Raw genomic sequence first — 13,977 nt, 5'->3', positions numbered from 1 at the left:
ATCATCCCCATGGAAGTCGGCGTCTTCATCCCGATCAACAACAACGGCTGGCTGATTTCGGAGAACGCGCCGCAGTACATGCCCTCGTTCGATCTGAACAAGCGCATCGCCCAGGCAGCCGAGAAGCACGGCCTCGACTTCCTCCTGTCGATGATCAAGCTGCGCGGCTTCGGCGGCAAGACCGAGTTCTGGGAATACGGGCTGGAGAGCTTCACCCTGATGTCCGGCCTCGCGGCGGTGACCGAGAAGATCAAGATCTACGCCACCTGCCCGACCCTGATCATCCCGCCCGCCTTCGCCGCGCGGATGTGCAACACGATCGACAGTATCAGCCACGGCCGCTTCGGCCTGAACCTGATCACCGGCTGGCAGAAGCCGGAATATTCCCAGATGGGCCTGTGGCCGGGCGAGGACCACTTCCGCAACCGTTACAAGATGCTCGACGAATACGCCCAGATCCTGCGCGAGCTTTGGGAGACCGGCCGGTCGGACCTCAAGGGCGACTACTACACCATGGACGACTGTCTCGTCCGGCCCCAGCCGACCGGTGACATGAAGATCATCTGCGCCGGCTCCTCGGACGAGGGCCTCGCCTTCTCGGCCAAATGGGCCGACTACGCCTTCTGCCTCGGCAAGGGGGTGAACACGCCCAAGGCCTTCGCCTTCAACAACGAGCGTCTGGCCGAGGCGACCGCCAGGACCGGCCGCGACGTGAAGATGTTCGTCCTGGTCATGATCATCGCCGCCGACACCGACGAGGAAGCCCAGGCCAAGTGGAAGTCCTATAACGACGGCGTCGACGTCGACGCCATCAGCTGGCTCAAGGACCAGGGCGCCGCCGACAAGGTCAACGCCACCACCAACGTCATCCAGCTCGCCGCCCCCGAAGGCGCGGTCAACATCAACATGGGGACTCTCGTCGGCTCCTACGCCAGCGTCGCGAAGATGCTGGACGAGATGTCGGAAGTCCCCGGAACGGGCGGCGTCCTCCTCACCTTCGACGACTTCGAACAGGGCATCGAGGACTTCGGCACGAAGATCCAGCCGCTGATGGAATGCCGGAAGTAGAGCCTGCCGTGCTGGACATCCGCATCGACGACCTGTCCGGCGCGCCCACCCGCGCCCTGCTGGCCCTGCACCTTGCGGGGATGCACGCCAACTCGCCGCCCGATCACGTCCGCGCGCTGGACCTGACCGGGCTGCAGCGGCCCGACGTCACCGTCTGGTCCGTCTGGCGGGGCGACAGCATCGCCGGCATCGGCGCGCTGAAGGCCCTGCCCGACGGCGTCGGCGAACTGAAGTCCATGCGCACCCACCCCGACCATCTGCGCAGCGGCGTCGCCGCCGCCCTGCTGGAGCACGTCATTGGCGAGGCGAAGGCGCGCGGCTATGCCCGACTGTCGCTGGAGACCGGCTCAGGCGAGGCCTTCGACCCGGCGCTCGCCCTCTACCGCCGACGCGGCTTCGTCGACGGCGAGGCCTTCAGCGACTACGAGCGCAGCGCCTTCAACCAGTTCCTGCACCTGACGCTTTAGTCCGCGTCGGATCCGTCATTCTCGCCCGAGCCATGGCCGTGGCCGGTCGCGACGGCGACGCCCGCGGGTCCCGCCTCCCCGTCCGACGAGGCGAACCAGAAGGGCTGACGCGGACGGTTGCGGCGGCCCACCTCGTCCATATGGCTGTCATAGACCCGGCCGTTGGCGACCGTGTAGGCGATGTCGCGGGTGTTGCGGATGTTGTCCAGCGGGTTGGTGTTCATCACCACCATGTCGGCCAGCTTGCCGACCTCCAGCGAGCCGATGTCCTTGTCCATGCCCAGAGCCTTCGCCCCGTTCAGGGTGCCGGTGCGCAGGGCCTGCATCGGCGTCATCCCGCCCTGGGCCATCATCCAGATTTCCCAGTGTTCGCCCAGGGCCTCGCGCTGGCCGTGGGCGCCGGTCTCGACGTTGACGCCGAGGTCTGAGAGAGCCTTGGCCTGGGTGGAGATGGCGATGTGGTTCCACTCCTCCATCGGCTGGGTCGTGGGCCGGCGGGCGCGAGCGTCCAGCACCCGGCGCGGGACATACTGCTGCAGCAGCGGATCGTTCCAGACCGGGCTTTCCTGGTACCAGTAATTTTCGCCGAAGGCGCCGCCATAGGCCACGATCAGGGTCGGGGTATAGGCCACGTCCGTCTGGCTCCACAGCTGGCGCACGTCGTCATACAGATGGGCCAGCGGGATCGAGTGTTCGATGGTCGTATGGCCGTCGACGATCATCGACATATTGTGCTGGTACAGCGACCCGCCCTCGGGGACGACGTTCATGTCCAGCTGGCGCGCGGCCTCGATGATCTGCTGGCGCTGGTCGCGGCGCGGCTGGTTGTAGCTCTTGACGCTGATCGCCCCCAGGGCCTGGGTCCGGCGCAGCGCCGACAGGGCGTCGTCGAGGCTGTCGATCTGGGCCGTGAACGGCGTCTGGGCGCCGTACAGGATCGTGCCGGTCGAATAGATGCGCGGCCCGACCACCCGGCCGGCGCGGGCCAGTTCGGAGTGGGCGAAGATCTCGCTGGAATCGTTCGACGGGTCGTGGATCGTGGTCACCCCGAAGGCCAGGGACGCATAGTCGATGCGGCTCTGCTGCGGGATGATGCCGTCCGCCGCCATCGAGCCGTGCCAGTGTGCGTCGATCAGGCCGGGGGTGATGGTCTTGCCGGTCATGTCCATGACCGTCGCATCGGCGGGCACGGTGACCGAACCGCGTGACCCGATGGCCTCGATCCGGTTCTCGTTGACGACGATGACGCCGTCCTCGATCACCTGGTCGCCGTTCATGGTGATGATGCGGGCGCCGGTCAGGACCAGACGGCCGGTCGGCTTGTCGGCCGTGGCCGTGAAGCCGAGGTTGATGCCGTGCTCTGCGGGCTTGGGCAGTTCGGCAGGGGCGCCGTCCTCGAATTTGAAGCTGTCCTGCAGGGTGCGGGTGAAGAACTCCGGCCCGATGGCCCAGCTCAGCCGCGACGAGTCGCCCGACCAGGTCAGCCAGTTTCCGGCGTCGCGGGTCACGCGGGTCTGCGGCAGGGCGTCGCCCTTGGCGCCCATCTCGACCGGGCGGCCGGTGGCGACGAAGGGGGCGACATAGGCGTTGAAGCGCTCGGTCCAGGCGACCCAGTGCTCGTCCGGCGAGATCTCGAAGTCCGAGGCCCATTGCGAGGTCAGGTGGGTGCGCGGCTCATGCCCGCCCAGATCCACCGACTTGAGCGCCGAATTGCCGTCCTGACGGCCCAGGAAGAAGATGCGGTCGTTGGAGGCCCCCCACTGCGGCGAGGAGCCGTCCTCGGTGACCAGAGTGGACTCTCCGCCCGCCGTCGGCACGCGATAGATGCCCGGATTGCGGCCCCACAGGCCGGTTGTCAGGAAGCCGTCGGTTACGGCGCGATAGGCGATGGTCCTGCCGTCCGGCGAGAAGCTCGGCTCGATGAAGTGGCCCGGATGCTGCGTCACCACGCGGCCCGTCCCGCCCGAGGCCGGGATCACCCGCACCGTGCCCAGGTCCTTGTCCGACCAGGTCGTATAGACGATCGACCGGCCGTCGCGGGACCAGGACGGATAGAGCTCGAAATGATCGCTCTGCGACGTCAGACGGCGCGCGGTCCCGGTGGGGAGGTCGCGGATCCAGATGTTGCCGAGCGACTCGAACACCACCTTCGTCCCGTCCGGCGAGGCGTGGGCCCAGCGGATCATCTTCGTCTGGAAGGTGTCGGGCGCGACCTCGACCGTGGTGCGCACCGCGGGCTCGACCCGGCGGGTGTCGGACACATGGAAGGGGATGTCGGTTACGGCTTGCGAGGCCACGTCGATCTTGTGGAAGGTGCCGCCGGCCCAGAAGACGATCGCCTTGCCGTCCGGCGTCCAGCTCATCGCCGGATAGACGCCGTGGATCGCCCAGGTCTCCTGCAGGTCGCGGTCCAGATGGCCGTAGATCGGCGTCTCGCGGCCGCTCTCGATGTCCATGACATAGAGGGTCGACTGGTAGCGGACGCGGCGGATGAAGGCGATCGACTTGCCGTCCGGCGAGGGCGTGGGGCGGATCGACCCGCCGGGACCGGACAGGAACTCCTCGGTCTCGCCCGTCTGCCGGTCCAGCCGCTGGATGGCGTAGATCTGGGTGTTGACGTCCTTGGAGTATTCGAATTGACCGCCCGGGGTCGTGTCGTCCGAGAAGTAGAGATAGCGGCCGTCCGGCGAGAAGGCGGGCTCGCCCGTGTCCTTCTGCTGGGTCCGGCGGGTGGTCAGTTGCACCCCGCCGCCGCCCGAGCGATGCCACATCCACATTTCGCCTGCGCCGAGCGAACGGCTGGAGGTGAAGTGTTTGCGGCCGACGATGAACTGACCGTCCGGCGTCCACTCCGGCTGGGTCACCAGACGGAAGCTCTCCTTCGACACCTGCTGCAGGTCCGAGCCGTCCACGGCCATGGTCCAGATGTTGTCGCCGCCGCCCCGGTCCGAGGTGAAGGCGATGCGGGTCCCGTCGGGCGAGAATTTCGGCTGCATCTCCCAGGCGACGCCGGAGGCGATGGCCTTCGCCTCACCGCCGCCGATGGGCATGGTGTAGATATCGCCCAGCATGTCGAAGACGATGGTCTGGCCGTCCGGGCTGACGTCCAACGACATCCAGGTGCCCTGGGTGACGTTGATGTTCACCTCATGCGACGGCCCGGGCGGGTTGTTGACGTCCCACTTGGGCTTCTCGGCTGCAGCCGTGGCGGGGGCGGGCGTGGCGGTGGCGGCGGGCGTCGCCGTCTCCAGCACCGGGGCCGGCGCGGGCTGGTCCGGCGTCGGCGCGGGCGGAGCATCCTGCGGGGCCGGTGCGGGGGTGGGGGTCGGCGTGGGCGGAGGGCTCTGCGTCTGGGCCAGAGCCTGCATCGGCCCCTGCATCGCCAGCACCGCGACGGCAGCCGTCGTCAACCACATCCGCTTCATCGAATAGCCCCTCTCCGAACAGGGCGGCATCTAGCGGTATGCGGAAGGTCTTGGCGAGGGGCCCGACCTTACCGATTGTTCATGTGGCCGCGAGCAGGGCAAGCAGGGCGAAACTGGCCAGCCAATGCTCGCCCATATAGTCGCCGGTGACCTGCGGCAGGGCGACGGCCAGATGGTCGTCGGCGGCCTTGAGGGCGATGGCCTTGCGGTCGTCCGTCAGGGCCGAGGCGATGCCCCGCCAGCACCAGGCCCGGCTCAGGTTCAGCCCGTCCAGATGGGCGATCTTGCCGTCCGAACGGTCGCTGACGCTGGCCGGAGCGAACAGCGCAGCGGGGCTCAGCTGCGCCAGATCGGGCAGGAAGGCGTCGAACCAGTCAGCGAACCCGGCGGGCGTCAGCACCCGCCGCATCAGCTCGGCCTCCATCAGGGCCGGCGACAGGAACTCGTCCTGCGACGGCTCCCAGGCCTGACAGCCGGCGTCGCCCAGATGCCAGTCGCGCGCCTTGGTCTTGCACAGATCGGCCAGAGCCGCGTCGCCGACCGCCGCCGCATAGTCCAGCGTCAGGGTCAGGGCGAAGGCGGTGTTGTAGTGGGTCCCGACCCGCACCGGGTAGGTCGCCAGCGGCAGGAAGGCCTTGAACCGGTCGGCGAAGGCGTCGGCCAGAGGCTTCAGCGTCCGGGACCAGCGCCGCCCCTCCTCGCTGTCGTGGCGCGTCAGTTCGCCCGCCAGCATCAGGAGCCAGGCCCAGCCATAGGGCCGTTCGAACCCCCGGCTGGACGGCTCGGCCAGATAGGCGGTCTCGGCCGCGACATGAGCCCCGGTGAACAGCTCATGGGCCAGCGTCCGGATGGCGTCCGCCTCCGCGATCTCCGGATGCAGGCGCAGGACCGTGAACAGGGTCCACCAGCCGTGGACGCACGAGTGCCAGTCGAAGCTGCCGAAGAAGATCGGATGCAGGGCGCGCGGCCCCTGCACCGACTCCGGGCCGCTGATCACATGATCCAGCTTGTTCGGATATTCGCGCGTCACATGGCCCAGGGCCGTGCGGGCGTAGAGGCTGGCCGTCTCACTTGTCAGTCGTGTCATCTCAGAACCGGAAGGCCAGGGCGTACATCAGGGCGATATTGACCAGCAGCATCACCGCCGCCGTCGGCGCCTGGGCGCGGATCACGCCGTTGAAGGCGGCGTTGCGGTCGGGCAGGTCCAGCAGATTGGCGGGCACCACATTAAAGTTGGCGGCCATGGGCGTCAGCAGGGTGCCGCAGAAGCCGGCCAGCATGCCGATGGCGCAGACGATGGCCGGGTCGCCGCCGAACTGATGCACCACCAGCGGCAGGCCGATCGCCGCCGTCATCACCGGGAAGGCCGCGAAGGCATTTCCCATGACGATGGTGAACAGGGCCATGCCGACGCAATAGGCGATCACGGCCAGCAGCGGCGTCGTCAGCGGGATGACCGAGGTCACCGCCTGCCCCACCACGCCCCCGACGTCGGACGCCAGAAACACCGCCCCCAGCGAGGCCAGCATCTGGGGCAGAAGCGCCGCCCAGCCGATCGAATCCATCAGCCGCCGCCCTTCCTGCGCCGGCGCGGAAGCTGGCGGCCTCAACCAGGCCACGGCGGCGAAGAAGGCGATCAGACAGCCGAGGCCCAGCGCGATCAGCGTCGTCTGGGTCGGCCCGATCAGCCATTTGCCGGCCTCGGTGTATTTGGCCGCGAGCGTCCCGCCGACGGCCACCACCGGAATGATCAGGGCGGGCAGGAACAGGGCGTTGCCGCGCCGCTCGGCCCGCTCGACGCGTTCTTCGGGCCCTGTCGTCACAGGCTTTGCGACGCCCATCTTGCCGGTCGCGCCGATGGCCACCAGGGCCAGCACCAGAATGCCGTTGCCGAGCCCGCCCAGCTTCGCGCCGAACAGCATCGACACGGCGATCAGGCCCCAGAACAGGGTGTTGCGGATCCGCGTCGGATGGCTGCGGTCCAGCGCCGTGAGCACGGCGAAGGCCAGGAACATCAGCCCGACGAGGACATAGGCGTGGTCGAGAGTGATCATGCCTCACCGCCTTTCGCCTTCAGCGTCCGGTCGAAGAACCACAGACGCACGCCGTGCACCACGAAGGCGGCGATGGCCGTCGGGATGGCCCAGAGCGAGACGTGCAGGGCCTCGACCTTGACCCCCGCCTGTTCGAGGAAGCCGACGATCAGGACGATGGAGCCGATGGCGATGAAGATGTCCTCGCCGAAGAACAGGCCGACATTGTCCGTCGCCGCCGCCATGCCGCGGATGCGGAAACGGGTCTCATCGCTGATCTCGCCCTGATCCTTCTCCGCCGCCCCCTCGGCCATGGGCGCGACCAGCGGCCGGACCATCTGCGGATGCCCGCCCAGCGAGGTCAGGCCCAGGGCCGAAGTCGCCTGCCGGATGACCAGATAGACCAGCAGCAGCCGTCCGGCCGTCGCGGCCCGGACCCGGCCGATCAGCATCCGCGCCCGCTCCTGCAGCCCCTCGCGTTCCAGCAGGCCGATCACCGGCAGGATCAGCCAGGTGATGTGGAAGTAGCGGTTGTCGTTGAACGCCTTGCCGAACAGGGCCAGCGTATCCAACCCGGCCCGCCAGAGCCCGGCCGCATCGGCGCCCGCGACCACCGCCGCCAGCACCCCCGTCACCAACGCCGCGACCACGATAGTCAGCAACGGATTGAGCCTCGCCGCGAACCCCGCGACCACGACCAGAATTCCGAGAAGGACGAGCAAGAAGTCTGTTCCTTTCCCTTCTCCCCTTGCGGGAGAAGGTGGCTCGCGGAGCGAGACGGATGAGGGGTCACTCGGCCGGCGAAAGTGAGCGCTTCTCCCCCAACGTCAGACGTCAGCGAAACCCCTCATCCGTCAGCCTTCGGCTGCCACCTTCTCCCGCAAGGGGAGAAGGATCAACCCATCCCATACCCCCCGCCCCCCGGCGTCTCGATCACGAACACATCGCCCGGCGCCATCTCGACCTCGGCCGTGGCGCCCAGCGCCTCGACCGTGCCGTCCGCCCGCTCGACCCGGTTGATCCCGACCATGCCCGGATCGCCGCCCACCGCCCCGAACGGCGGCACGCGCCGCCGGTTCGACAGGATGCCCGCCGTCATCGGCTCCAGGAACCGCACCCGCCGGACCGCTCCATCGCCGCCGGTCGATGCCCCGCCCCCGCCGGACCCATGCCGGATCGAGAAGCCCTCCAGCAGCACCGGGAACCGTGTCTCCAGCACCTCCGGATCGGTCAGCCGACTGTTGGTCATATGGGTCTGGACCGCCGACGCCCCATCGAACCCCGGCCCGGCGCCCGAGCCTCCCGCGATGGTCTCATAGTATTGCCGCGTCGCGTCGCCGAAGGTGAAGTTGTTCATCGTCCCCTGGCTGGCCGCCAGCACGCCGAGCGCGCCGTACAGGGCGTCGACCACCGCCTGACTGGTCTCGACATTGCCCGCCACCACCGCCGCCGGCCAGACGGGCGACAGCATCGATCCCTCCGGCACGATCAGGGTGATCGGCTTCAGACAGCCCTCGTTCAGCGGAATGGCGTCGTCGACCAGCGTCCGGAACACATACATCACCGCCGCCCGGGTGATCGACCTCGGGGCGTTGAAGTTCGTCGGCCTCTGGGCGCTGGTCCCGGTGAAGTCGACCCACGCCGAGCGCGTCTCCGGCTTCACCGAAATCCGTACACGGATGATGGCTCCGTCATCCATCTCAAGGGCGAACTCGCCGCCGCCGAAGTCGGCCAGCACCCGCCGCACCGCCTCCTCGGCATTGTCCTGAACGTGGCCCATATAGGCCTCGACCGTCTCGCGCCCGAACTCGGCGACCATCCGCTCCAGCTCTTCCGCCCCCCGCGCGCAGGCCGCGACCTGGCTCTTCAGATCGGCCAGGTTCATCTCGACATTGCGCGACGGCCAGGCGCCCGAGCCGAACAGGGCCCGCGTCTCCGCCTCTTGCAACACGCCCTGATCGATCAGCAGGAAGTCGTCGATCAGCACCCCCTCCTCCTCGACCGACCGGCTGTTCGGCGGCATGGAGCCCGGCGTGATCCCGCCGACGTCCGAGTGATGCCCCCGCGCCGCGACGAAGAAGGCCGGGGCCGTATCGTCCGCCAGAAACACCGGCAAGATGACGGTGATGTCGGGCAAATGGGTCCCGCCATTATAGGGGGCGTTCAGCATATAGACGTCGCCGCGCTTCAGGCCGCGCCCGTCCCGCGCGTCCCCCCGTGACCGCACCACCGCCGCGATGCTCTCACCCATCGAGCCCAGATGCACGGGGATGTGCGGCGCATTGGCGATCAGGGCGCCCGTTCGGTCGAAGACGGCGCAGGAGAAGTCCAGCCGCTCCTTGATGTTCACCGAATAGGCCGTGGCCCTCAGCGCCTCGCCCATCTGTTCCGCCACGGCCATGAAGCGGCTGTTGAACAGCTCCAGCAGGATCGGGTCGGCCTCGGTCCCCAGAGCCGTCCGCTTCGCCAAGGCCTCGACCCGGGTCAGGATCAGATTGGCGCGCGCATCGACGCCGGCCCGCCAGCCGGGCTCGACCACCGTCGTGCCCGTGCTCTCCAGAATGATCGCCGGCCCGTCGACCGCGACGCCGGACGCCAGCCCCTCGCGGCGATAGATCGCGGCCTCCCGCATACCCCCGGCCATCCAGACGGACGCGACCTCGACCGGCTCTGCCGTCCCGCCTTCGGTCGCCCCCGCAACCGGCGCCTCCGAGCCCCTCGGCGGAGCGGACACCGCCTCCACCTGCAAGGTCTCGACGATCAGATCGCGCTCGCCGACGAAGCCGAACCGCCGCCGGTGCTGGTCCTGAAACGCCGCATGCATCTCGACCGCCGATCCGAACGGCACGGTCAGGGGGGTGTCGGTCCCGGCGTATTTCACCTCGGCCCGCGCCAGCCGCGAGACCACGTCCCCGCTCGATCCCTGCCCCGCCAGCGCCGCCTCGGCCGCCGCGCCCAGAGCCTCGACCCGCGCCGCCAGCTCCACATCCCGCTCAGGGCTCAGCAGGGCCCCGACCGTCTCCTGACGGATGGCCCGCACATCGGCGAGCCCCATCCCATAGGCCGACAACACCCCCGCGAACGGATGCAGCAGCACCGTCGTCATCCCCAAGGCGTCCGCCACCAGACAGGCGTGCTGCCCGCCCGCCCCGCCGAAGCAGTTGAGCACATGGCGGGTCACGTCGTGGCCGCGCTGGATGGAGATGGTCTTGATCGCCTGCCCCATGGCCTGGACCGCAATGGCGATGAAGCCCTCGGCCAGGGCCTCCGGCGTCGTCGTCCGCCCGGTCGCCGCCTCAACCTCCGCCGCCAGGGCCTCGAACTTCGTTCGCACCACCTCGGCGTCCAGCGGCTGATCGGCGCCCGGCCCGAAGACGGCGGGGAAGAACTCGGGCCTCAGCTTGCCCAGCAGCACATTGCAGTCCGTCACCGTCAGCGGCCCGCCGCGGCGATAGGCGGCCGGCCCCGGCACGGCGCCTGCGCTCTCCGGGCCCACTCTCAGCCGCGATCCGTCAAAGCGGCAGATCGAGCCTCCGCCCGCCGCCACCGTCTCGATCGACAGCATCGGCGCGCGCAGCCGCACCCCGGCGACCACGCTGTCAGAGGTCCGCTCATAGTCGCCGGCATAGTGGGAGACGTCGGTCGAGGTGCCGCCCATGTCGAAGCCGACAACGTGATCGAACCCGGCCTCGCGCGCGGTGGTGGCCATCCCGACCACCCCGCCCGCCGGTCCCGACAGGATGGCGTCCTTGCCGCGGAACGCCTTCGCGCCCGTCAGCCCGCCGTTCGACTGCATGAACAGCAACGGCGTCGCCTCGCCGAGGTCCGCTCCGACCCGGTCGACATAGGCGCGCAACACCGGCGACAGATAGGCGTCGGCCACCGTGGTATCCCCGCGCCCGATCAGCTTGATCAGGGCGCCGACGTCATGACTGACCGAGACCTGTTCGAACCCGGCCTCGCGGGCGATCTCCGCCAGCCGCGCCTCATGTGCCGTCCAGCGCCAGCCGTGCACCAGGACGATGGCCACGGCCTTCAGCCCCTTGGCCCGCGCCGCCGCGAAATCCGCCCGCGCCTTCGCCTCGTCGAGCGGGGTCAGGACATCGCCGTCCACTCCCACCCGTTCGGCGATCTCGACTACCTCTTCATACAGGGGCGGATCGAGCACGATGTGGCGCGCGAACAGCTCGGGCCGGCTCTGCCAGCCGATCCTCAGCGCATCACCGAACCCGGCGGTGATGGCCAGCAACGTCGGCTGACCCTTGCGTTCCAGCAGCGCGTTGGTGGCGACCGTCGTCCCCATCCGCACCGCCTCGATCAGGCCGGCTTCAATCGGGCCCGGCCCGACCCCGAGAAACCGCCGGATCCCCTCCACCGCCGCATCGGCATAGTGTTCGGGGTTCTCGCTCAGCAGCTTGGCGGTCTTCAGTTCGCCGCCCGGCGTCCGGGCCACGATGTCGGTGAAGGTGCCGCCCCGGTCGATCCAGAAGCGCCAGCCCTCGCCCGTCACGGCGTCGGAATCCACGGATGTCGTCATGCCGGGATTAGACGGGGGCGAAGAGGCGAGGTCAACAAATCCTCCCCCTTTGGGGGAGGGGGACCGCGAAGCGGTGGAGGGGGCTCACCACGCTCGCCGGCGTCTGGCCCAGCCCCCACCGTCTCCTCGCAAGCGCTCGGAGCCACCTCCCCCGATGGGGGAGGATTTTAGACTACCGAACCAGCGTGAACCTGACCGGCGTCCCGACCTGCGCCGACGGCGCCAGCCACAGATCAAACGCCCCGGGCTCGACCGTCGGCGTGCCCGCCGCCCCGATGAACTCCAGCTGTTCGCGGTTCAGGGTGAACCGCACCGTCTCGGTCTCGCCGGCGGCCAGGGCCACCTTGCGGAAATCGCGCAGACGCTGGCCCGGCTGGGTCAGGCTGGCGACCTTGTCGCCGATATAGAGCTGGACCGTCTCGACCACCGCGACCTCGCCGGCGTTGGTCACGTCCACCGAGACCTCCAGCGTCCCGTCCCAGCTCATCGTCGGACTGGCGACGACCGGGGTCGCATAGCTGACCTTGCCGTAGGTCAGGCCGTGCCCGAACGGATAGAGCGCCGTGTTCGTCGTCTCGCGATAGCGGGCGGTGTACTCCTCCGACGCCAGGTTCGGATTGGCCGGGCGGCCGGTCCGCTTGTGGTCGTAGGAGAAGGGCTGCTGGCCGGACTTGTGCGGGAAGCTGACCGGCAGGCGGCCCGAGGGCGAGTGATCGCCGAACAAGACATCGGCGACACTGTGGCCCATCTCCGAGCCCAGGAACCAGGTCACCACGATGCCCTGCGCGTCCTTGATCGCGCCCGACAGCTCCAGCGCCCGGCCGTTGCGGATCAGAACCACGACCGGCTTGCCCGTGGCGGCCACGGCCGCGGCGAGGTTCCGCTGGATCTCGGGAATGGTGATCTCGGTGCGCGACTGGGCCTCGCCGGTGAAGCGCGAGCCTTCACCCAGAGCCAGCACCACGACGTCGGCTTGCCCTGCGGCCAGGACCGCGTCGGCGATGCCGCCTTCCAGCGCCGTCTCGATGTCGCAGCCCTTGATGACGGTCAGGTCGGACGGCGTCTTCATCGCCGCGCGCAGACCGGCCTCGACCGAGATCCGGTGCGTCTCGTCGCCCCAGATGGTCCAGGGCCCGAACACGTCCAGGTCCGAGGCGAAGGGTCCGATCAGGGCGATCTTCTGCCCCTCGGCCTTCAGCGGCAGGACATCACCCTCGTTCTTGAGCAGGACGATCGACTCGCGGCCCGCCTCGCGCGCCAGCGCATAGTGTTCGCGCGAGCCGCAGACGGCCTTTTCGCGCCGGGCGTCCATGCCGCGATAGGGGTCGTCGAACAGACCCAGCGCCGCCTTGGTCCGCAGGACGCGGCGCACCGCCTCGTCCACCCGGCTCATCGGCACATCGCCTTTGGCCACCAGGTCGGGGATGTGGGCCATGTACAGGCCCGAGACCATGCTCATATCGACCCCGGCCAGCAGGGCGATGCGCGCCGCGTCGCGGCCGTCCTCGGCGAAGCCGTGAGCGATCAGCTCCTGCTCCGAGGTATAGTCCGAGACCACAAAGCCCTCGAAATCCCACTCGCCGCGCAGGACGTCGGTCAGCATTCGGTGGTTGCCCGAGGTCGGCACCCCGTTCAGGTCGTTGAAGGCGCTCATCACCGACAGGGCGCCGGCGCTCAGCGCGGCCTTGAACGGCGGCAGGAAGACGCCGCGCAGCGTCGCCTCCGACATGTCGGTGGTGTTGTATTCCATCCCGCCGATGGCGGCGGAATAGGCCACGAAATGCTTGGGCGTGGCCAGAAGGGCGTCGCGGTCGTTCAGCCCCCTGGTCCCCTGGATGCCGCGCACCCGGGCGGCGGCCAGCACCTCGTTCAGGTGGACGTCCTCGCCCGCGCCCTCGACAACCCGGCCCCAGCGCTGGTCGCGCGCGACGTCGACCATGGGGGCATAGGTCTGGTGGATGGCCGAGACGGCGCCTTCCAGCGCCATGGCCCGCGCCGTGCGCTCGGCCAGGTCGGCGTCGAAGGCCGAGGCCTCCGCCAGAGGCACCGGGAAGACCGTATAGAGGCCGTGGATGATGTCGGCGGCGAACAGCAGCGGGATCTTCAGCCGCGTCTCTTCCATGGCGATGCGCTGGATGACCCGGCCGGCGTCCGCCCCGACCCCGTTGAACAGGGCGCCGCAGTGGCCCGAGCGGATGGCGTCATGCACCTTGGCCGGATCGCCCTGCCCGTCCAGCGGATTGACGTTCTGGGGCCGGAACCGGAACGGGTCAGGCAGAAGGTTCAGCTGCCCTGCCTTCTCCTCGATCGTCATTTGGGCGATCAGCCCCTCGATCATGTCCGAGTGTTCCTCGACCGAGCGCGCGGCGGTTTGCGCGTCCGCCTTGCGGGCGGAGAACAGGCCGGCGCCGAGGGCCGCGAGGATAGCGAGATTGGACATGGCGGAT

8 protein-coding genes are annotated in these 13,977 nt (G+C 68.9%); 2 read left to right on the top strand and 6 right to left on the bottom strand.

The window, feature by feature from the left end; all coding sequences use genetic code 11:
- Positions 1 to 9: 9 nt before the first annotated feature.
- Positions 10 to 1,068, top strand: a complete 1,059-nt coding sequence (gene rutA / locus AC1ROD_RS04390) for a pyrimidine utilization protein A (protein ID WP_492947033.1) — start codon at positions 10 to 12, stop codon at positions 1,066 to 1,068.
- 8 nt (positions 1,069 to 1,076) lie between these two features.
- Complete coding sequence (locus AC1ROD_RS04385) at positions 1,077 to 1,535, top strand: GNAT family N-acetyltransferase (RefSeq protein ID WP_492947032.1); 459 nt, start codon at positions 1,077 to 1,079, stop codon at positions 1,533 to 1,535.
- Here AC1ROD_RS04385 and AC1ROD_RS04380 read toward each other — a convergent pair.
- The 6 genes from AC1ROD_RS04380 to AC1ROD_RS04355 all read right to left on the bottom strand — a co-directional run bounded on the left by AC1ROD_RS04380 (position 1,532) and on the right by AC1ROD_RS04355 (position 13,970).
- Entirely contained in the window at positions 1,532 to 4,945 is a 3,414-nt protein-coding gene (locus AC1ROD_RS04380) for an amidohydrolase family protein (RefSeq protein ID WP_492947031.1), read from the bottom strand. The genes AC1ROD_RS04385 and AC1ROD_RS04380 overlap by 4 nt on opposite strands.
- Before the next feature lie 94 nt (positions 4,946 to 5,039).
- Entirely contained in the window at positions 5,040 to 6,047 is a 1,008-nt protein-coding gene (locus AC1ROD_RS04375) for a DUF2891 domain-containing protein (protein WP_492947030.1), read from the bottom strand.
- Position 6,048: 1 nt separating this feature from the next.
- Entirely contained in the window at positions 6,049 to 7,014 is a 966-nt protein-coding gene (locus AC1ROD_RS04370; protein WP_492947029.1) for a DUF979 domain-containing protein, read from the bottom strand.
- Positions 7,011 to 7,715 (bottom strand): DUF969 domain-containing protein, encoded by a 705-nt coding sequence (locus AC1ROD_RS04365; protein WP_492947028.1) that lies wholly within the window; start codon positions 7,713 to 7,715, stop codon positions 7,011 to 7,013. Before AC1ROD_RS04365 ends, AC1ROD_RS04370 begins: the two co-directional genes overlap by 4 nt.
- A gap of 173 nt (positions 7,716 to 7,888) precedes the next feature.
- On the bottom strand, positions 7,889 to 11,530 hold the full coding sequence (locus tag AC1ROD_RS04360; RefSeq protein WP_492947027.1) for a hydantoinase B/oxoprolinase family protein: 3,642 nt from the start codon (positions 11,528 to 11,530) through the stop codon (positions 7,889 to 7,891).
- Between the two features lie 172 nt (positions 11,531 to 11,702).
- Complete coding sequence (locus AC1ROD_RS04355) at positions 11,703 to 13,970, bottom strand: glycoside hydrolase family 3 N-terminal domain-containing protein (RefSeq protein ID WP_492947026.1); 2,268 nt, start codon at positions 13,968 to 13,970, stop codon at positions 11,703 to 11,705.
- Between the last annotated feature and the right edge of the window lie 7 nt (positions 13,971 to 13,977).

It is taken from the genome of Brevundimonas sp. GW821-FHT12E07, from assembly GCF_058807035.1.
Note: the sequence above shows the minus strand (reverse complement) of the source record. Positions and strands in the feature narration are given on the sequence as shown.

Coding starts and splice junctions, on each gene's coding strand:
- rutA (WP_492947033.1), top strand. CDS start 10: ATGGAAGTCGGCGTCTTCATCCCGATCAACAACAACGGCTGGCTGATT.
- AC1ROD_RS04375 (WP_492947030.1), bottom strand. CDS start 6,047: ATGACACGACTGACAAGTGAGACGGCCAGCCTCTACGCCCGCACGGCC.
- AC1ROD_RS04370 (WP_492947029.1), bottom strand. CDS start 7,014: ATGATCACTCTCGACCACGCCTATGTCCTCGTCGGGCTGATGTTCCTG.
- AC1ROD_RS04360 (WP_492947027.1), bottom strand. CDS start 11,530: ATGACGACATCCGTGGATTCCGACGCCGTGACGGGCGAGGGCTGGCGC.
- AC1ROD_RS04355 (WP_492947026.1), bottom strand. CDS start 13,970: ATGTCCAATCTCGCTATCCTCGCGGCCCTCGGCGCCGGCCTGTTCTCC.